The sequence below is a fragment of the Novosphingobium sp. JCM 18896 genome, from assembly GCF_025938095.1.
Lineage (GTDB): Bacteria > Pseudomonadota > Alphaproteobacteria > Sphingomonadales > Sphingomonadaceae > Novosphingobium.
The window spans coordinates 103,718-123,991 of sequence record NZ_JAPCZF010000007.1 but is presented as its reverse complement, the minus strand read 5'-3'; the positions used below and the strand labels follow the sequence as shown (position 1 = coordinate 123,991).

15 protein-coding genes are annotated in these 20,274 nt (G+C 63.7%); 5 read left to right on the top strand and 10 right to left on the bottom strand.

Annotation, left to right across the window (positions count from 1 at the left end; genetic code table 11):
* Positions 1–40: 40 nt before the first annotated feature.
* Entirely contained in the window at positions 41–1,258 is a 1,218-nt protein-coding gene (locus tag OLX23_RS21465; RefSeq protein ID WP_264447223.1) for a cytochrome P450, read from the bottom strand.
* A gap of 207 nt (positions 1,259–1,465) precedes the next feature.
* Between OLX23_RS21465 and OLX23_RS21460 the strand changes: the two genes are divergently transcribed.
* A complete protein-coding gene (locus tag OLX23_RS21460) occupies positions 1,466–1,588 on the top strand; it encodes a hypothetical protein (RefSeq protein ID WP_264447222.1) in 123 nt (40 codons plus the stop codon).
* 338 nt (positions 1,589–1,926) lie between these two features.
* Here OLX23_RS21460 and OLX23_RS21455 read toward each other — a convergent pair whose 3' ends face one another.
* From OLX23_RS21455 to OLX23_RS21445, 3 genes are read right to left on the bottom strand one after another with little or no spacing between them, the layout of a single operon-like run.
* Complete coding sequence (locus OLX23_RS21455; RefSeq protein ID WP_264447220.1) at positions 1,927–4,239, bottom strand: arylsulfatase; 2,313 nt, start codon at positions 4,237–4,239, stop codon at positions 1,927–1,929.
* Positions 4,240–4,268: 29 nt separating this feature from the next.
* Complete coding sequence (locus tag OLX23_RS21450; RefSeq protein WP_264447219.1) at positions 4,269–6,761, bottom strand: TonB-dependent receptor; 2,493 nt, start codon at positions 6,759–6,761, stop codon at positions 4,269–4,271.
* A gap of 38 nt (positions 6,762–6,799) precedes the next feature.
* Positions 6,800–8,059 (bottom strand): hypothetical protein, encoded by a 1,260-nt coding sequence (locus OLX23_RS21445; protein WP_264447217.1) that lies wholly within the window; start codon positions 8,057–8,059, stop codon positions 6,800–6,802.
* A gap of 387 nt (positions 8,060–8,446) precedes the next feature.
* On the opposite strand from OLX23_RS21445, the gene OLX23_RS21440 reads away from it, so the two are divergent.
* Positions 8,447–9,352 carry a LysR family transcriptional regulator gene (locus OLX23_RS21440; RefSeq protein WP_264447215.1) on the top strand — a complete coding sequence of 302 codons (906 nt, stop codon included), beginning with the start codon at positions 8,447–8,449 and terminating at the stop codon, positions 9,350–9,352.
* 133 nt (positions 9,353–9,485) lie between these two features.
* On the opposite strand, the gene OLX23_RS21435 is transcribed toward OLX23_RS21440, so the two are convergent.
* Positions 9,486–10,241, bottom strand: a complete 756-nt coding sequence (locus OLX23_RS21435) for an SDR family oxidoreductase (RefSeq protein WP_264447213.1) — start codon at positions 10,239–10,241, stop codon at positions 9,486–9,488.
* Positions 10,242–10,285: 44 nt separating this feature from the next.
* Between OLX23_RS21435 and OLX23_RS21430 the strand changes: the two genes are divergently transcribed.
* The 3 genes from OLX23_RS21430 (at position 10,286) to OLX23_RS21420 (ending at position 14,228) form a co-directional block, all read left to right on the top strand.
* On the top strand, positions 10,286–10,939 hold the full coding sequence (locus tag OLX23_RS21430; protein ID WP_264447212.1) for a TetR/AcrR family transcriptional regulator: 654 nt from the start codon (positions 10,286–10,288) through the stop codon (positions 10,937–10,939).
* Between the two features lie 290 nt (positions 10,940–11,229).
* Positions 11,230–11,700 (top strand): MASE1 domain-containing protein, encoded by a 471-nt coding sequence (locus OLX23_RS21425; protein WP_264447210.1) that lies wholly within the window; start codon positions 11,230–11,232, stop codon positions 11,698–11,700.
* 35 nt (positions 11,701–11,735) lie between these two features.
* Positions 11,736–14,228, top strand: coding sequence for an ATP-binding protein (locus OLX23_RS21420; protein WP_264447209.1), 2,493 nt, complete (start codon positions 11,736–11,738; stop codon positions 14,226–14,228).
* A 201-nt stretch (positions 14,229–14,429) separates the two neighbouring features.
* Here OLX23_RS21420 and OLX23_RS21415 read toward each other — a convergent pair whose 3' ends face one another.
* The 5 genes from OLX23_RS21415 to thpD all read right to left on the bottom strand — a co-directional run bounded on the left by OLX23_RS21415 (position 14,430) and on the right by thpD (position 20,269).
* Entirely contained in the window at positions 14,430–15,404 is a 975-nt protein-coding gene (locus OLX23_RS21415) for a YihY/virulence factor BrkB family protein (RefSeq protein ID WP_264447207.1), read from the bottom strand.
* A gap of 65 nt (positions 15,405–15,469) precedes the next feature.
* A complete protein-coding gene (locus OLX23_RS21410; protein WP_264447205.1) occupies positions 15,470–16,795 on the bottom strand; it encodes an MFS transporter in 1,326 nt (441 codons plus the stop codon).
* Positions 16,792–18,075 (bottom strand): mechanosensitive ion channel family protein, encoded by a 1,284-nt coding sequence (locus OLX23_RS21405; RefSeq protein ID WP_264447204.1) that lies wholly within the window; start codon positions 18,073–18,075, stop codon positions 16,792–16,794. The genes OLX23_RS21410 and OLX23_RS21405 overlap by 4 nt, the downstream gene beginning before the upstream one ends.
* Complete coding sequence (locus OLX23_RS21400) at positions 18,076–19,308, bottom strand: MFS transporter (protein WP_264447203.1); 1,233 nt, start codon at positions 19,306–19,308, stop codon at positions 18,076–18,078.
* A 37-nt stretch (positions 19,309–19,345) separates the two neighbouring features.
* Complete coding sequence (gene thpD, locus OLX23_RS21395; protein WP_264447202.1) at positions 19,346–20,269, bottom strand: ectoine hydroxylase; 924 nt, start codon at positions 20,267–20,269, stop codon at positions 19,346–19,348.
* Positions 20,270–20,274: the final 5 nt, after the last annotated feature.

The following is a 20,274-nucleotide window of genomic DNA, read 5'->3' as shown; positions in this document are numbered from 1 at the left end:
ACGTTAGGGGCGGGCGGAGGTTAATTGCAATAGCTGTATGCTATTTGGCCGCGGCCGGCCAGACCAGCGGAAGGCATGGGATCATCGCGGCGGCGCCGACCTGGACTTTGAGCGAAGCGCCTTCGGCAATGGCGAAGTCGGGAATGCGGGCCAGCCATTCTTCGAGGAAGATGCGGATTTCCGCACGGGCGAGCATCGCGCCGAGGCAGAAATGCGGCCCCGCGCCGAAGGTGGCGTGGGCGATGCGCGGCCGCTGGAAATCGACCGCGAGCCAGTCCTGCCCGTCCTGCGGGAAATTGCCCAGCGGCGTGGGGACGACGATGAGATCGCCGCGCTTGAGCGTCACGCCGCCAAGCTCGGTGTCCCGCTCGACCTCGCGGGTGAGATTGACCATCGCCATGCGCCGCAGGAATTCCTCGATCGCCGAATTGACCAACGCCGGTTCCTCGCGAAGCTGGCGGCGGTGACGGGGGCTCGTTGCGAGGAAACGCACGATGAAGCCGAGCATGCCTGCGACGGTATCGAGCCCGGCGAGCAGCAGTACGCTCATGAGTCCCTGCAGCGGAGCATCGTCTAGAAGTTCGCCGTCGATCCTCGCGAGCGCGAGCTGGCTGACCAGGTCCTCGCCCGGCACCGCGCGGCGCTCGCGGACCTTGACCATGGTGTAGCCGGCCAGTTCCTCGAAACCGCGCATGCGTGTCTCGGGCACGTCGGGCCGAATGATGCGGTCGACGATGCCCATGATGTGCCCGCGATCCTCGGGCGGCAGATCGAGCATGCCCATGAAGATCGCGATCGGCATCTGCTGCGCGAAATCGCCGATGAATTCGCAGTGGCCCTGCGGTTCGAGGGCCTCGATCAGGCCGATCGAGAGGATACGCGCGCTATCCTCTAGCCGCTGGACCTTGCTGGGCGTCATCGCCGGTCCGATCAGCCGCCGGTACTTGTGGTGATCGGGCGGATCGAGCATCAGCGGAATGATCGGCGGCACCGGATTGGCCGATTTGGGCACGCGCATGGCACGGCTCGAGAACGTCTCCGCATCCTCGAGAATGCGGCGCACCTGGCCATCGCCCGTGGCGACCCAGTGGCCGCCGTTGCGCTGCGTCCAGAACAGCCCGGGCACGCCGGAATCGCGCAGACGGACCATGGCGGCGGCGAAGTCCCCGTCGGGTGCATCGACAACGAAGGTGTCATAGTCGACCACCAGCGCCGGCGCCACGTGATCGGGCAGGTGCTCGCGTGAGGGATAGAGCATGGCGGCAAGATCCTCCAAGCCGAACTTGCCAAAGCGCGAAAGTCTGAGCAATAAGAATTGCATCAGAATCATTCTATTAGGGTGGTCGCGCTTGGGCATGCATCTTCTCGTCGAGAGGGCAGCGGCGTCATCGGCGCGGCGGCGACCAAGCATTTCGCAAGGATGCCCGGCTGAAGCGTGACGGTGCTGTCGCGACGGCGTCCCCTGGTGACGCAGGTCGTCCGCTTTGATCATGCGAGCGTCGATCTTTCCGATCCGGCCGCCTGTGCCGAACTTGCAGGACCACTGCGACCCGTCACGCACCTGATCTATGCTGCCGTCTTGGAATGACCGGGCCTTGCCGAGGGCTGGCGGGGTCCCGAGCGGATCGCCGCGATGTTCGCCAAGCGCGAAGGCCTAGGTCTCGGAACAGAGTGCTGCTGAATGCTATGGTGCCTTGGCCATAGCGACCCGGGTCAAGGGCGCCAAAAGGTCCCCTCGCTACGCCCGCCGATGTGGCGGGAGATTTCCGCCGACAGAGCAGCCGTTCGCCTGTGCTGGTGAGCGCGCTGATAGCGGCGGAGTTCTCGATCGTTCGCGCGAGTCATCTCGTGCCAGGATAATCTCGACGCGGTCACTGTGGGAGCGGCCCAGCCGATGCACCATGCAGCGCCAGCGAAATCATTCTGCTATCTCTTTTCAGGCGTCCCTGGCGGCTGGACCGGGCCGAGTTGCAGTGCCACGGCGTCGATCGTGCCCGTATAGGTGAAAGGCACCTCATAGTCGTCGCTGACGGGCGAGCCCGTGTCACGGCCGATCGTTGCGTCCTCGGGCGCGAACTTGAACGGCGCGGTGCGTTCGACGCGGCCTTCGGCAGCCGGTTCCCCATCGATGCGCAGCACGAAGCGGCCGCCCTTGCCGAAACCGGGGCCGTCGACCGTGAAAGCGATCGTGATCTTGTGCCGGCCTGGTGGCAGCGCTTGCGGCGCGGCCAGGCGGAACAGCGCGGTGTCGCGGTCGCTGGTACGGTAGAGGAAGGTGGGGACGCCCTTGAGCATGGTCAGCGCCCACCCGGACATCCGTCCGCCTTGGGTCGCAAGCACGCCTTCGCTTCCCGCATGCACGTTGATGTTCGCGTCGATCGACCAATTGCGGTTGCTCAGAGCGGGGAACACGCCTTCAGGATAGCGGTCGGGCGTCGCGCGGAATACGTAGCGTCCGGGTTCGGACAAAGGTTCGGGCCGGGCGCCGGGAAGCATCGAGGCGAGATTGCTCGCCGCCATCGGGAGCACTTGATTGCGCCTGGCTTCGGCCTGCCACAGCGCGCTGAGCTCGGCTACCCTGTCAGGATGGGCGGCGGCGACATCTTCCGCCTGCGAGAAGTCCCGGCTCAGGTCGAAGAGCTGCCAGGGCAGTGCCGCGTCGGGCTGGGCCGCGCCCAGGCGAGGATCCGTCTTCACCCGCTCGGCCAGCATCCAGCCGTCGTGATAGATCGCGGCATTGCCGAAGACCTCGAAATATTGGGTGCGGTGGCGCGAGCGTGCCTGCGGCTGGGTGAAGCTGTAGGCGAAGCTTACGCCGTCGAACGGCTGCTGCGTCACGCCGCCAAGTGAAGCTGGTGCGGCGATGCCGGTCGCCTCCAGGATCGTCGGCATCACGTCGGTCACGTCGGCGAACTGTTGGCGCACGCCGCGCGCCGTGAGCTTCGCCGGCCAGGAGACGACCATGCCGTTGCGTACGCCGCCGAGCCGCGAGGCGACGGTCTTGTAGTAGGGCAGTGGCGTGTTCATGGCCGCGGCCCAACCGACCGGCCCTACCGAATTGCTGTGCGGTCCGCCGATCTGGTCGAGATGGGCAAGCGACCAGGCGATCTCCTCGTCGCGGCCGGCGCTCATCGACACGCGGGTCATATAGTTGAACGAGCCCAGTTCGCCGCCTTCGCCCGAGGCGCCGTTGTCGCCTTCGACGAAGACCACCAAGGTGTTGTCGAGCTGGCCCGAGGCTTTCAGGTCGTCGAGCACGCGGCCGATCTGCGCGTCGCAATAGGCCATCATCGCCGCGTAGACTTCCATGTAGCGCGCCGCGATCGCCTTCTCGTCGGACGAGAGCTGAGCCCAGGGGCGGATGCCCTCGGGCAGCGGCGAGAGTCTGGCTTCGTGCGGGATGATGCCCATGCGCTTCTGCCGCGCGAAAGCGGCCTCGCGATAGGCATCCCAGCCCTGGTCGAACCGGCCCTTGAACTTCGCGATCCATTCGGCGGGGGCCTGCAGCGGCGCGTGGGCGGTGCCCGGCGCATAGTACATGAGGAACGGTGCGTGCGGATGCTGGACCCGCTGGGTCTGCAACCAGGCCAGAGCATGATCCGCGAGGTCGCGATCGAGGATGTAACCTTTCTCGGTCCCATCGCCCTTAGCCGGCGGATCGACCATGCGCGTATTTTCGATCAATTGCGGCGCATACTGGTCGGTCCAGCCACCGTGAAATCCATAGAAATACTGGAAGCCCAGGCCGCTGGCCCACTGGTCGAATGGGCCCAGGCTGCCGCTTTGCCAGGTGGGGACATTGTGGTGCTTGCCGAGCCAGGCGGTGTCGTATCCCGCGGCCGAGAGCACTTGCGCGACGGTGCCCGCGCTCTTGGGAATGATCGAATTATAGCCGGGCTCGCCGCGCGCCAAGTCGGCGACGCTGCCGAAGCCGACGGCATGATGGTTGCGACCCGTGAGCAGGGCGGCGCGCGTTGGCGAGCAGAGGCCGGTGGTGTGGAAGTTGTTGTAGGTCAGCCCGTTCGCCGCGAGCCGATCGAGGTTCGGCGTCGGAATCCCGCCGCCCAGCGCGCTCGAGGCGGCGAAGCCGACGTCGTCGGTCATGATCACCAGCACGTTGGGCGCGCCTGGCGGCGGCGCGGGCGCCGGGGGGTAGCCCGTCTCTGCGGCGAGGGGAGACCAGGCGAGCGACCAGGACGCGGTCGCCGCCAGCAAGGTGTTACGCAACCTTCGAGCCATTGGGCTATCTCCCCTCGATGTCATCACGCTCAGTCGCCGAAGCGATACTTGACGCGAACCCCATACATCCGCGGCTCGTTGGGGATGCCCGCCTCCCATCCGAATGACGAGCCGATATAGTAGGTGTAGTATTTCTCGTTGGTCAGGTTGGTGATGAAGAACGAGAGATCAACCGGACTGCCGGCCACGCTTGACCAGTTGAGGTTGGCATTGACGAGGTTTTGCGGTGCTATCGTTTGCCGGCTCGGCAGCGACGAGCTGTTGCCGAACATCGAGCTTTGATAGGTGTAGGTCGCCGACAGTGTCATCCGACCAAGGGTCTCGGGAAGCGGCACGGTATAGCTGCCCGTCACCGTCACCTTGTTCTTGGGCGTCATGGCCAGCACGCCCCCAACCGTCGCGGCGGGCAGCAACTGGGCGAAGCCCGGCGGCACGTTCGACAGGTCCGGGAAACTCTTGAGCTTGGTATCGAGGTAGGCATAGCCCACGTCGACACGGAAGCCCGCGAACGGGGAAATCGAGGCATCGACTTCCACGCCCTTGATCGTCGAGGTTGCGCCGCTGGCGATGCCCTGTGCCGCCGAGACGGCCGGGGCACCGACGCAGGAGGCGGGCTGCTGGGCCGGCGGTAGCAGACTGCAGGGCAGCGTATTGATCGCGATCTGCTGGCTCGCGAAATCGTTGTAGAAGGCAGCGATGTTGAAGGTGCCGCGCACCGCGCCGTCGAAGCTGGTCTTCGCGCCGATCTCGTAGAGATCGAGCTTCTCGGGTCCCCAGGTCTCCAGGCCGTAGCTGGTTACGTTGACGCCGCCCTGGCGATAGCCGCGCGCATATTTGGCATAAACCAGCACGTCGTCGTTCGGCTTCCAGTCGAGGTCGACCAGCCAGGTCGGCCGATTCGACGAGACGCGCCGCGAGAAGTTGCAGCGCGATGGATCGGCGGCGATCTGGGCCGAGGTGCCGCCGATGACCACGCCGGTCGGCTGCGAGCAGGCGACGCCGCTGGGCGCCGACGGGGTCGAGCCGGCAGGGAAGGTGTACTTGAGCACCTGACCCAGGCCCGACTGGACGTCGGAGGTGTAGCGGAAGCCCGCGGTCAAGCTCAGCGTCGGCGCGAACTTCAAGGTTCCTTGGGCATAGAGGCCCAGGTTGCGGAAGTGGTACTTGCTCTGCGATAATTGCTCGAAGCCGCGGCCGGTGATGTCGGCGCAAAGCTTGGCGACGATGTCGGAGCAGGCGATGCCGCTGGCACCGATCGTCGTCTGGAAGCCCTGGAGCGGATCGGCGACCTCAAGGTAGCCGCCGACCTGATACGACAGGTTGTCGCTCGGTTTGCCTTGGAGCTGGAGTTCCTCGGTGAAGGTCGACTGGCCGATGTTGTTGGTGCCCGGCACGTTGTTCGCGCCGGCCGGGTGATAGCCGACAGTCGCGCCGCTCTGGAACCCGTTCTCGCCGAAGATGTCCCCGCGCGAGCGCTGGCGGTATTCGGCGTAGGAGACGATGTTCTTGATCGTCAGGGTGTCGCTGGCGGTCCAGGTCGTGGTGTTGATGACCTGCCACTGCTCGATCAGCTGGCGCGCATCCGGGCGGCCGCCCGAGACGTTCCAGAAATTGCCCGAGGTTGCGGCGATCTGTGCGGCGCGCAGGTCGACCGGGCAGACCGTGGGGAAGGCCGCGCGTACGGCCGCGCTGGTGCAGGGGTCGCGGCTGGCGTTGTCCTGGCTGACGATCTTGGAGAACGAGCCGTTGGTGTCGCTGCGCATGTAGGACGCGATCACGTAGTTCTCGAGGTCGGGCGTCAGTTCAGCGAGGATCGACAAGCGGGCGGCGAAATAGTCGATGTCGTTGTAATCCTTGACGCCGATGCCCGAGACGTTCTTCAGATAGCCGTCCCGCTTTTGGCGATCGACGCCGAGGCGGACCTTGAAGGTATCGGCCAGCGGGATGTTGAGAACCGCCTGGCCGCGCAGCAAGCCGTAGTTGCCGATCGATCCCTCGACATAGCCTTCGAGATTGTCAGTTGGCTTTTGCGGCACCAGCAGCACGGCGCCGCCCGTGGTGTTGCGACCGAACAGCGTGCCCTGTGGGCCCTTGAGCACTTGGACGTTTTGCAGGTCGAAGAACGAACCCGGACCGGCGCCATTGCCGCCGGTGGTGCCGCCCGCCGCGCGCGCCGCGACGACTTCGCCGAAGTAGACGCCCACGGTCGGCGAGTTCTGGATCTCCTGGGTGAAACCGCGCAGCGAAAAGAAGCTGTTCTCGCTGCCGAAGCGGCTGTTCGTAGTCAGCGACGGGGTGAACTTGCCGAGGTCGCCGGCATTGGTGATGTTGCGATCGTTGAGCTGTTGCTGGTTGAACACCGTGATCGAGATCGGCACGTCCTGCAGACGCTCTTCGGTGCGGCGCGCGGTGACGATGATCGCGCCGGCGTCGTCATCGGCGGGGCCCTGTGCGAGCGCCGGCGTCGCGGATAGCGCGAAGAGTGTGGTGGCGGCCAGCAGCCTGATCGTCGGTCTTGTCATCGGTAATCCCCCAATTTTCGGATTGATGGCTTGTCGGTTCACCACAGCGGACGCTGCTGGAGCGCGCTGCGGCGGTCGCGGATGATCCGCTCCCGCTCCTCCGGGGTCACCCTGGGCGTGGTTGACGGCAGTGACCGCGCAACCTGGTCAACCTTGACCTTGCGCACGGTTGGCACGGGCTGGCTGTCGCATTCGGTCCAGCGGCCCTGGATGACTCCGGTCGGATAGCCCGAGGTGTCGACCCAGTTGGCCACGCCGGGATCCTTGGCCGAGATCACTACGCGCAGAATGCCGTCGGGATCGGTCCGGGATTGCGCGTCGTTGAGCGTGGATTGGTTGTTGTACCAGTCGGTCGTCTCGTAAAGCTCGTTGGTCAGGATGACCGAGTGATAGGCGCACTTTGTCGGCACCTTGGCCTCGACGATCAGCGCTTCGTCGGGCTTCAGGTCATAGGCACCCTCATAGTAGAACTGGCCGGCGAGACCGCCCGCGAGCGCGAGATCGAAGACCTTGAGCGTGTTGACGACACCCTGCTCGCGCAGCCGGGCGACATGGTCGAGGAACATCATCGCGCTGAAGGTGATGTCTCCGGGCATCGCGCGTAGTCGCTGTTCGAGCAGGGCAGCAGGCGGGCGGGGGCGCACGATCGGCCCGTCGACGCGCTCGATCGAGATCGTCGGATCGATTTCCTTCCCCCAGTCGGAGGCGACCCAGCGCATCATCAGGGCATTGGTATCGGGCTGGAGCTGCCACCAATCGCCGGTATAGCCCGCTGGTCGAACGGGGCTGGCTATCACGTCGAAATTGCCTTGGGCGTCGACTTGCAGCGCATTGATGTCGAACACGATCCGCGGCGGGCCGAGCACAGCCATGCCGTTGGCGTCGACCTTGTCGCGGGGCCGCGGCGCGACTTGCGCGACGCGCGCCATGCGCACCGATCCACGCTTGCCACGCAGGCGATAGCTACCGCCCGGCGTGATCTTCGCCGTGCGGTAGACCGTATCGGCATTGGGCTGGCCGATGCTGATGACCTGGCCGATCGCGGGCATGAACACCGGATGGTCGCCATCCTGCCCCAGCGCGTCGAGCGTCGCATGGGCAAGCGCTGAAAGGGCGAAGCGGACGACCTCCTGCTGGATCTGCGGATCGGCCCGTTGCTCGGGCGTCAGCTTGGCCAGCATGCGTGCCGGCAGATCGCCCAGCGTGCCGACAAGCTCGGCCCAGCCCGGCGGGTTGGCGATCGGCGTCGTGGCCGGGGGCGAAGTCTGCGCCTGCGCCTGGCTTGCCCCGACTGTCATCACCAGAGCCCCAGCCAAGCCGATGCCACGAAGCTGTTTGACCGTCATACGCTTGTCCGATCCTCGGTTGGGCACCGGCGAAGCCCCGGGTCCGTTGCATTCCCTATTGGTACAATGATGGCGAGCGTCGCCTGGCCCGCAGCGCGGCACCGCTGGGTGGTTCGTTTGCCGGAAAAGCGAGCAGGCAGAGCACGGTAGGTTCGCGCCGCGAGACCGATCGCGATGACGGAATAGTCCAGAATCTGCGGAATTTCCCTACCCACGCGCAAACTGGCGGTGTCGCAACTCTCCCCTCATGACATGGCCGATATATTCCTGCCGGCTCCTGATGGATTGATTGTCGACACTGTGCATGGCCGGTGTCAAATTCCGGCTGGGGGAGAACTTATGACTCAGTGGAATATCGATATTCGCGCTGCGCGGCATCTCGTGGCTCTGGCGAGGCACTTGAGTTTCACCCATGCGGCGGAAGAACTGGGGATCACGCAATCGGCGCTGTCACGGAGCATCCAGCGCTTCGAGGATTCGATTCAAGTTCGCCTGTTCGATCGCAATCGGGGCGGTGTTCACCTAACGGTGGTGGGCAAGGAACTGGCCAAGCGTGCGTCGGCACTGGTCGATGAGGCCAATGCGTTCGAGCGCACGGTCCAGCAGTCTGCCCGCGGGTCACAGGACAGCGTAACTTTCGGGATGGGGCATTTGCCGGCAAAGGCTCTTTTGCCGCAGGTAATGGCGCAGGAACTCGCGGACAATCCGACGCTGCATATCAAGACATTCGTGCGCACTTCGGAAACGCTGCTGTCGATGCTGCTCCTCGATGAGATCGAATTCCTCCTTTGCGCCGATGCGCTCGTGCCCGAAGGGGCGCCAGTCAAGCGCAGCCCGATCGGCGTCTATACGAGTGATCAGCTCGTGCGGCGTGGTCATCCTTTGCTCGACCCGACTGAGCGCCGGCAGCCTCATGAATTTCCCTGGATAATCACCAAGCAGGTTGTCGCCGAGCAGCCCCTGGACGAGTTGCACAGCCTTTCACAACTCCGGCAGAAGCCGCAGCTCGAGATCGAGGATCTAGATTGTCTGTCCTCGATCGCGCAGAACACCGATGCGATTTGGGTGACATCACGCGCCACCGCCGTCCGGGAGTTGGAAGCGGGGCTGCTGTGCTGTCTCCCCTTGGAACCCGCCAATGAGGGACCAATCATACGCCTGATGATGTATAGCCGCAGTGATCGCTCACTCTCGCCGGCTGCCCTGCGCCTGCGCGACAGATTTCGTACTGTGGCCAAATCATAGACGGAGATTGCCGACTTTGCGGTCGTTCGCCTGTCCAGGGAACTTTCCAAAAGCGGTCGTTCGTTACGTGTCGCACTCTCGCCCCGTGGGAGCGAACATCCAATCGTCGACGTTCGCTCCCGGGCATCGCTGCTCAGTCGCCTTTTGACCAACTGACCGCGTCCGCACCGGCCGGAAGGACCACCGGGCACGCCGCGTCGGTCGCGGCGCGGAAGATTGCTTCAGCCACGTCCTGCGCCGTCGTAATCTCCCCAGTTGCGGACTGTTCCATCATGGCCATCGTCTGGCGCGCGAAGCCTTCATAGGCGTCAGGAAACCAACCGCCCTTTGCGATTCGTCCCAAGATGTCGGTGGCGAAATTGGTGGAGGGTGCCATGCCGGGCACTACCACTGCGGCGCGAATGCCGAACTCGGCAAGCTCGAGCGCGACCGACTCGGTCAGCGCCGTGACCGCGGCCTTACTGGCTCGATAGACCGAAAGCAGCGGAAGCGGCTTGTATGTCGAGCTTGAACTGACGTTGATGATAACGCCGGAGCGTCGATCGCGCATGCCCGGCAAGACCGCCTGCATCGTCGCGATCACGCCGAATAGGTTGGCCTCGAAGATGCCATGCACTGCCGTCATCGGCGTACCTTCGAGGGCATTGAGCCAACCGATGCCCGCATTGTTGACCAGTACGTCGATCGGTCCCGCTTTCGAGACGGCGAGGGCAATGCTGCCGGCGTCGGTGACATCGAGCGGTAGAACGCGAAGCCGGTCGGAAATCGGCAGAGTGCTGGCGGCGGGATCACGCATGGTCGCGACAACGGTCCAGCCGCGGTCGAGGAAATGGATGGCCGCTTCACGGCCGAAGCCGGTCGAGCAACCAGTTATGAGAACGGTATTCATGATGTGGCTCCTTGCAAACCTGTGCTTGCAGGCTCAAGATATGAATGATCCTTCAGTTTCGGAATTCGCATATGAACCGCCGCTTGCCCGCGCTTCTCCAACCCCGGAAATCGCCCCGGCAGGCCCGATCCGCGGCGACGATTGAGGCGATCCACACCGCGACCATTCAGGTTTTGCTGGCAGACGGCGTGGGCAAGTTGACGACGACGCGCGTGGCCGAGCGGGCCGGCGTCTCAGTCGGCACGATGTACCAGTACTACCCGCACAAACAGGCCTTGCTGTTCGCCATCGTGGAGCGGCAGCTCGAAACGATCATGGACACCATGATGGCAGCCACCGAACGGCTCCAAGGTGCAGACCTCGCGATCCTTGCCGAAGGGCTTGCCACAGCATGGCTTGACGCGAAGACGGCCGACATCGTTTCGTCACGGGCGATCTATGCCATCGCCGCCGAGTTCGACCTTGGCGAGCACATGGCGCTCGCCATGTCGCGGATGATCGAGGTCATCTGCGGACTGATCGCTACCGCACCCGATACAAATCTGGCCGATGCCGAATCTGCGGCCTTCATGGTGGCTGTCCTGCTTGGCGGATCTGTACGCGTCGTCATGGAGGCGGGCGCGGCAGAGGGTGATCTTGCGCGCCTCCGCCGGGAATTGCCTCGAGCATGTGCCGCCTATCTCGCAGCAGCCAATTGAGTTGGCGCGAGATAAGGCGACATCCGCCAACCTTGCCGACGTAGGGCGGTCCAAGACGCCTCCTTGAAACCCGCCGTTCGTTCATCGCATAATCGCGGAGTGGCGATGGGCTGGGTCTGGTCGCGAACTGCCCCGCAGTGACCGCAGCAGGACACGCGGACCTTCCTGCCGCTTTCGTGTATCGACCAGTTGGCAGAAGCGGACGCCCTTATCTGGTCCGATGTCACAATTGCGCAAAGCGAATGTTCAGCGCAGAGTGAGATTTTGGGAGGCTCGGAGAGGATCACGCTATGCTGCTGAGATCCTTGGTGATCGCAGTCGCACTGGGATTTGCGATGTTCGCTGCCATGGCGGTCGAAAGCCGCTTCACAGCAGAACCGACATCGCACGCGATTTTCTGGTTCGCCAATGGCTTACCGCTTGCCGTTTTGCTGCGGACGAAAACTCAGGTTTGGCCGCTGGCAATCCTCAGCGCGGTCCTTGGAGATCTTTCCGCTCGTCACTGGATTGCCGGGATGCCACTGGATTGGGCGGTTTTCCAGAGTGTCACGAGCACCCTGCAATACGGTGGCAGTGCTTTCGTCCTGCGACGTTTCTGTCGCGAATTCGACCTTCTCAACATCTCCCATTTGACGGCCTTTGCCGCCATGGCGTGTCTAACCGGACTTGCAAAGATTGCCGTCGTCGGGAGCGGGATCATCACGCTCGGACGGCCACAAGCGCTAATCGCCACGGGCGGGAGTTTTCCGCCCAGCCTTTGATCTGGATCGCGTGCGTTGCGCTCAGCACATTCGCCTTGGGTTGGCCGCTGCTGGCGATCACCGCGCAACAAGATGCACAGCGCTTCAAATTCGATTGGCCGGGCTATCCGATACTCATAGCATTGGCTGTCGCGTCCTATTTCTTTTTTGGACCGCCGGCGTTCTTTGCCGCCTACCTTATAATGCTGCCGCTGATGTGGTTGGCCTGGCGATATGGCCTCCAAGGGGCGGGCTGGGGCGCGTTTGTCACCAATGGCACAGGCCTGATCCTGCAGACGATGCCTGGATCTTACACACACAGGCTCGCAGCAGCAGGATTCTCGCCGATTGAAGTCGGGTTTTTTGTCGAGCTATTCCTGGCGGTGTCGGTCTTGGCAAGTATTCCGCTTGCTATCGGACGCGCGAAGCACATCGCGCGCGAGGCTGCACTGCAGGATGCCCTCACCACGACGCGCCTACAGGAAGAGCGATGGCGCATGGCCATCGACGGTTCGGGCTTGGGGGTATGGAACCGTGATCAGATCAAACGGCATCTCGAAGTTTCGTCAACTTGGCGAAAAATGCGCGGATATGGCGAGCGCGATCTGCTGCCCAAAGACGCAGATCTTGCCCATCCCGATGATCGGACCTTTGTCAGCGAAGAATATCGCCGTCACATAGCAGGCGAAACGGCCCAGCTAGAATTCGAATACCGGGCCCGCTGCAAGGACGGCAACTACAAGTGGTTTCTGGCACGTGGAATGGTTTCCGAACGTGGGGAGAGCGGGGAGCCCACGCGAATTACCGGGATCGAGATGGACATCGATCTGGCAATGCAAAATGCCATAAAATCAATGCGCCACAGCAAGCTGTTCAGTGCGATTGCGGCCGCAAGCCATGCCATCCTGCAACGTCGCTCAATGCGCGACATAGCCGATGAAATATGCAGAATTTTGGTTGAGGAGGGCGACATCGCCTTGGCCGGCGTATGCGTGCCCGACGAGACGGGAGATCGGATCGTCCATTATACCAGTTTCGGCAGCGCAACTGATGCTCGTTACCTTGAGGGGCTGGAGGTCTCGACTAGCTCGGCAGATGTGACAGGGCAGGGGCCGCTCGGCAGGGCCTATCGCGAGGGCACAGCCGCCTGGGTTGACGACTTTGGTTGCGACAAGAGGACAGGTCCATGGCACGATCGGGCGGGCACGTTCGGATGGCGGGGCGCGGCCGCATTGCCGATCAACCAGCGCGAAGGTGTTCGCGCGATACTCGTCCTCTACACACGTCAAGAGGGCTACTTCGACAGCGAGGCGCGCGCGCTGCTTTCGGGCATGGCCGCGCAGTGGGGGGCAGCGCTGGATGCGATCAGCGCGGAGAGCACCGCACAGGCGCTTCAGCATCAACTCCACAATTCACAGCGCAGAGAGGCGATTGGCCGAATTGCCGGAGGTGTAGCGCATGACTTTAACAACATCCTGACCGTGATCATCGGCAGCAGCGAAGACTTGACCGAGCAGATTTCTGACCCAGAGCTTCAGGACGTCGCCCACTTGATCCGACATTCAGCAGAACGCGCAGCCGAGTTAACCAGCAGCATGTTGGCCTTCTCGCGGCAGCAAACCTTGTCGCCACGCACGTTCGACGTCGCCGAACTGCTGGACCGGTTAGAGGCATTGATCCGGCGAGCGCTGGGCAGCGAACTGGATTTCGCGTTGGAAGCGGGCTCTGACTTTTGGTCTCTCAATGCCGATCCCGCACAACTCGAGAGCGCCATCCTCAACCTTGCGCTGAATGCGCGCGATGCCATGCCCCGGGGCGGCTCTCTTCGCCTCTGTGCCGAAAACGCGATAGTCGGCGAACTGCTTGCCCGGCGCTGCCTGGATGCCAAGCCCGGCGAGTATGTCGCAATTCGCGTTAGCGATTCCGGAACGGGGATTCCGGACGAAATCATCGACAAAATTTTTGACCCCTTTTTCACGACCAAGGAAGTTGGACGAGGCACGGGACTGGGTCTCAGCATGGTCTACGGTTTCGTTCAGCAATCCGGTGGTTTCGTCGATGTCGAGACGTGCCTTGGGAAGGGGACGACGATTTCGCTCTATCTGCCAAGAGGAGAGCCGGACACCCAGACAGCGGAAGCGCCGCGGCGGCAGGAGCATAAGGGGGGAGGCAAGTGCATATTGCTCGTCGAGGACGATGACCTGGTCAGGCAACACGTTTACCGGCAGTTGCATGGCTTGGGCTATCGGGTTCTCGACGTCGCACGCGCTGCGGATGCGTTGATGATCTTGAAAGAGCGCGACGACATCGACCTGCTGTTCACCGATCTTAGAATGCCGGGAGGTATGGATGGCGCTAGCCTGGCGGAGAGAGCGATTGCAGCACGCCCAAGCTTGTCCGTAATTCTTTCGTCGGGATATCCCAGCGAGTCCTATGCGAATGGAATGCCCGGTCACACCCAGGTTAAGTTTCTGGCCAAGCCTTACAACAAGGAGGCCCTTGTCGAAACGCTAGCGCTGATTTTTGGTGCCGCGCCTTCCGGCGCTTAAAAGCAGACTTGTCAACAATGCGGCGGCTTCCGCTGAGTTGGAGCGCCTGACAGGACATCGGCGCGTAAGCCGATAAAGAGCAGAACTTGATTTGGTCGTTTTTGCAGTCTGGAAAGTACGTTTCCTGGTAGTCTAGAGTTCGCGGAAGATCACATCGGTCACGACGAAGTCGAACTATACCGAACTAATTGCTGAATAATTTTACTGACGTAGGTCGGCATTCGCGCCGGCTTCGTCCAGCGCTGCACTGATGTCGGCCATGTGGGCGCCGCGCCGCCCCATTGGACGGGGCAAACCCGTCGTCGTATCGCGCGCGGTCTGTCGCTCGATCTCCGCATTGACGAGCGCGCCGACCAGCACTGCGTAAGCCGAAACATAGAGCCACATCAGCAGGACCGCGACCGCGCCAAGTGAACCGTAAGTGGCATCGTAATTCCCGAAATTTGCCGCATAGACACCGAACAGAAGCGTCGCCACGAGCCACAGCCCGGTGCCCATCGCGGCTCCCACACTCAGCCACTGCCAGCGCGCGTCGGATCGATCGGGCGCGAAGCGGTACATGGCGCCAAGGGTGAGGCAACATAACAAGGCAGCCGTGGTCCAGGCCAGCGCTCGGGCAAGAGGCGCGACGAAAGAGCCCGCGCTTGTGAAGACCGCCTCGGCAAATGCGAAAAGCGCCGCTGCGGCGAGGCCCGTCAGCGCGATGGCGACGGCGGCGACGATCAGCGCCATCGCAACGAGCCAGTTGCGGACGAGGCCGCGGCGGTTCCTTTCTTCATATATGACGTTCAGCGCTTCGATCATCGCGCCTGCCGCCCGGCTCGCGCTGAAGACCGAAATGATCATCGCGACGATCAGCGCGATACCCTTTTTCTTGCTGGCGGTTACGAGCAGCGTCACGAGCTGTTCGTTGACCAGCCGGGCCGCGTCGGTCGGGAGAACCTCGATCATGAAGGCCATGTGCCGTCCGACCGCTTCCGGGTCAGCGATGATTCCGTAAGACATGACCAAGGCGCCCAGCAGCGGGACGAACGATAGAAAGGCGTAAAAGGCGATGCCCGCCGACATCAGCCCCAGATGATGGCGATCGCTATTGAGCCAGACGCGACGAGCGATCGAGCGCCAGGCATTGAAAGGCATTGCCGTTGGAGAAGTGGCCTCGGCGCCGCGAAGCATCTGCTCGCTCGTCGCGGCTACCCCATCGCCAGCCTTGGACTGCGGGCCTTTGGGCGGCAAACCGTTCACGTCCCCGGCGTGCCGATCCCGCGAAGCGACTGACCGGCTGTCTCGACGAGAAAGGGCATTGCCGCGAGGCCCACGGTGCAGGCCGCCATCATGGCATATGCGGGAATGAGAATGTCGCCCGTCTCACCGATCGCCCAGGAATTGATGACGGGGGCTGTGCCACCGAATAGCGAGGTGGAGACGTTGTAGGCAATCGCGACGCCCGCGAAACGGACGTGTGTCGGAAACATTGCAGGAAAGGTCGAGGAGATCGTCGCGAGCTGGGGAACGTAGAGCAGTCCCAGCAGGACGAACCCCCCGACCGCGCCGGCAATACCGGTCGCCATCAGCTCGTAGGCGGGTATCGCCATCACCAGAAGGCCGGCAAGCGAGGCCCACCAGAGAGGCTTGCGTCCGAAGCGATCGGACAGGGCGCCTGCCGCCGGCAGGAAAGGTATCATGAAAAGCATGCCGACGATGGGCACGTAGAGCGCCTGTTCGGGCGTCAAGCCAAGCCGCAGCTGGAGATAGGTCGGCATGTAGCTCAGTAGGGTATAGTTCACGACATTGAGCGCGACGACGAGCATGCCGAGCACGATCAGCGGGGCGCGGAACCGGCGCAGGAGATCGCGCAGTTCGCGCAGGTGCCCGCGCTCTTTAGCGCCGATCGCCTCGATTTCGCGAAATACCGGCGTGTCCTCGATGCGCGACCGCAGGTAGAGGCCGGCAAGGCCGAGCGGGGCGGCGACGAGGAAGGGCAGGCGCCAGCCCCAGGCCTGCATTTCGGGCTCGCCCAGGACCATCGAGCAGCCAAGCATCAGCAGCGCGCCCAGCGAGAAGCCCGCGAGCGTTCCGACCTCGAGGAAGCTTCCGTAGAACCCGCGACGTTCGTCGGGCGCATATTCCGCCATGAAGGTGGCGGCTCCGCCATATTCTCCCCCGGTCGAGAAACCCTGGACGAGCCTCAGCAGCACGAGCAGGACCGGAGACCAGAACCCGATCGAGGCGTAGGACGGGACGAGGCCGATCGCGAGTGTTGCCGCTGACATGATGACGATCGTCAGAGACAGCACCGTCTTGCGACCGTACCGGTCGCCGAGAGGGCCCCAGAAAAGACCGCCGAGAGGGCGGATGAGAAACGATATCGCGAAAGTTGCCAGCGCGAAGAGCGTGGCTTTCTCGGTCGTGCCGGGAAAAAGCGCGCCCGACAGGTAGGTCACCCCATAGGCATAAATGCCATAGTCGAACCATTCGGTGGCATTGCCGAGGGCGGAAGCCGCGATCGCGCGATGCAAAGTCGCGCGCGATGACGGCAGCAGCGGCGCTGCGCTTCGAGAAATCATACGGGCAATTCCTCACCCTCTTGGTTTCGCTGGCTGTCCTCCCAGTTTTCGGCGGCAATTGAGCCGCCGCGCGGCCGAAAGTCGCTGCCGCCGGGGCGCTGATAGAGACGGAGGCCGAACCGCGGCAGGATCGCGAGGAGATGATCGAAAATGTCAGCCTGGATCGCCTCGTAGGCGCCCCAATCGGAGGTGTCCGCGAAGCAGTAGATCTCGAGCGGCAGGCCCTCGGGGCTCGGCGCAAGTTGGCGCACGATACGCGTCATGTCGGAACGCAAGCCCCGATGACTGGCAAGGTAGTGGTCGACATAGGCGCGGAACGTACCGATGTTCGTGAGCGCGCGGCGATTGATCGCGGCTTCACCGCGGTCGTCGAGTTCCGCATTCCAGCGAGCGATCTGCGCGCGCTTGTCCTTCAGATAGATGCCAAGCGCCTGGAACTGGGCGAGCTGGGTCTCGGCATCCTCCGACAGGAAAGCGACGCTCGTCTGGTCGAGCAGGAGCGCCCGCATGATCCGGCGGGCGCCGGTCTCCTTCATCCCGCGCCAGTTGCGAAACGGTTCGGCAATGAGGCGATGCGTGGGGATTGTCGTGATCGTCCTGTCGAAATTCTGCACTTTCACGGTGTGAAGCGCGATGTCGACGACGTCCCCGTCGGCGTCGAATTGCGGGGCAGCGATCCAGTCGCCGACGCGCAACATATCGTTCGAGGTCAGTTGAACCGAAGCGACGAGCGAAAGGATCGTGTCCTTGAACACCAGCATGAGCACGGCCGCCATGGCGCCAAGCCCCGAAAGCAGGAGCAGCGGCGACTGGTCCATGAGCAGGGCCGCCACGAGGATCGCCGCGGCGCCGAACAGCAGGATCTTGGCGACCTGGAGATAGCCCTTGATCGGACGGCTCGCGGCCTGGGGGCGGCGCTGATAGAGGGCATTCAAGGCGTCGAGCGCGGCGCTCAGCGCCAGAACGACGGCGACGATGATGGCCGCATGGGCGACGTTGCGACCGAACGATATGGCATCGGCTGGGAGTCGGGGGATCCAGGCAATCCCGCGCGCGACCACGATCGCGGGAACGACGTTGGCGAGGCGCCGCGCGACCGGATCGAGATAGGCGGTACCGGTCTCGAGACCGAGCCGGACCAGGGCGCGATCGATCAGGCGCAGGATGACGCGTTTGACGAGGATGTTTGCCAAGACCGCGAAGAGGACCAGCGCGGCGGCGCCTGCGATAGCCTGCGTCCAGACCGGCCAGCCGGCGACAAGTTCGTTGACGTGCTCCATCTAGCGTCTCGCCTCGCGGGAGCTCGGCGCGAGCTTTGCGGTCAGCGGCGTCGTACGCGGCAGCGGCAGGAAGCGGCGCTGCCTCTCACCGGGAACGGGAGGGGCCACGACAAGGCGGTAGCTGGCGAAGACGACGACGAGCGCCGCGCAAAGAGCGATGAACAGGAACAGGCCGCGCGGCCCGCCAATGTCCATGAACAGCGCTGCCGGGACCGGTCCGGCGGCGGCGCCGAGGGCATAGACGAGCACGAGGCCGCCTGTCGCGCTTACCCGCTGCTCGGCACCGAGGTGATCGTTGGTATGAGCGACACACAGCGGATAGAGCGCGAAGGACATACCGCCGAAAAGTCCGCCCGCGGCCATCAACTCGGCACGTCCCTGGGCACCGAGAACGATTGCAAGGCAGATAGCGAAGCTCGCGCCAAAGCAGGCCACGAGCACCTTTCGCCGATCCAGCCGGTCGGAAAGTTTCCCCAGCGGCCATTGCAGGGCAACACCGCCAAGGATCGTCGCGCTCATGAACAAGGCGGTACCCGCGTCGGTAAGGCCCGAGCCGCGCGAGAAGACGGCGCCGAGGCCGTAGAAGGCGCCGAGCATGAGGCCCGTCGCGCCGGCGCCGACGGCGCCGAGCGGCGAGGCGGCATAGAGCCGACCGAGCCGCATGACCCGCCCTTGCGGCAGCGGCGGCGTCGGCATGCGCGTCAGGGCCACGGGCAAAACGGCAAGCGAGAGCAGGATCGAGGCAGCGATGAACGGCATCGACGGCCAGGCATGACCCAGGTTCAGCAGGAACTGTCCGATCGCCTGGCCCGCGTAGAGCGCGATCATGTAGAGCGCGAGAACGGCGCCGCGATTTTCGGGCCGGGCGCGTTCGTTGAGCCAGCTTTCGAGACAAACGAAGACGCCGGCCATGCAAAGGCCGTCGACCAGGCGCAGCAAGGCCCAGAACACCGGATCCAGCGCGATGGCATAGGCGATCGAGGTCGCCGAGAACAACGAGACGAAAGCCGCAAAGGCGCGGATATGCCCGACCCGGCCAACGACGCTGAAGGCCAGAATCGAACCGATCGCGAGGCCGGCGAAATAGGCCATGGCGACGATGCCCACTGCAAAGGCGGCGGCGCCCGAGGCCTGGAGCCTCAGCGCCACGAGCGTGGCCAGGAACCCACTCCCCATCATCAGCATGAAGATGGCGAGAAGCAGGGTGCCAACGGAGCGAATGTTCTGGAGCATGGTTTTTCGAGACAGGCCGAGACAACTCGGCCCGCTGTCAGCAGATAGTGGCGATTTCGAGCGGCAGCGGCGGTCGCCCCGAAACTACGGGTGCTGCCTTACGCGCGGCGATGAATTCGGGACGCGGCTCGAGGTCTCCCGAAGGAGGCCCCAGCCGGTTCGAAATGGCATTGTAGACGATGAAGGCATTGCTACGGGGGAAGGGCGTGATGTTGCCGTTCGAGCCGTGCATGGCGTTGCAGTCGAACAGGATGACCGTTCCCGGCTCGCCCGTCGCGATCCTGATCCCGTGCTCGGCTACGAGATCGGTCAGCGTCGTTTGATCGGGCACGCCGAGGTCCTGCTTGCGCAGGGAGGCCCGATAGTTGTCCTGCGGCGTCTCGCCGGCGCAGGCATGGAAGGCGAGGTGCGAGCCGGGTATGATCATCAGCGGGCCGTTGGTCGCATCGTTGGGCGAAAGCAGGAGCGACACCGACAGGGCGCGCATGCGCGGCATGCCGTCTTCGACGTGCCAGGTCTCGAAATCGGAGTGCCAGTAGAACTCGCGTCCCGCGAAGCCCGGCTTGTAGTTGAGCCGCGACTGATGGACGTAGATCTCGTCTCCGAGCACAAGGCGCGCGATGTCGGCGAGGCGTCGGTCCGCCGCCAGACGAGCCATGGTCCGGTCCTGGCGATGGATCATGAAGACCGACCGCACCTCGCGCGAGCCGGGCTCGGCAATCAGGGTGTCGGGCTCGAGCGCTTCGGGATTGGCGAGCAGCCCTGCGCTCGCCTCGCATAGGGCGGCGACCTCCTCGGTGGTGAAAAGATCGCCGAGAACGAGGTAGCCATCTCGTTCGAATTGCGTCAACTGCTCCTGCGTCAGCGGCGCGCCTTCATGCCAGGTGCCGTGCACGACCGGATCGACGCGCGGCAGCACGGCCGCCTCCCGGCCGCACCGGGAGGGATAGGGATCGGCCATTGTCG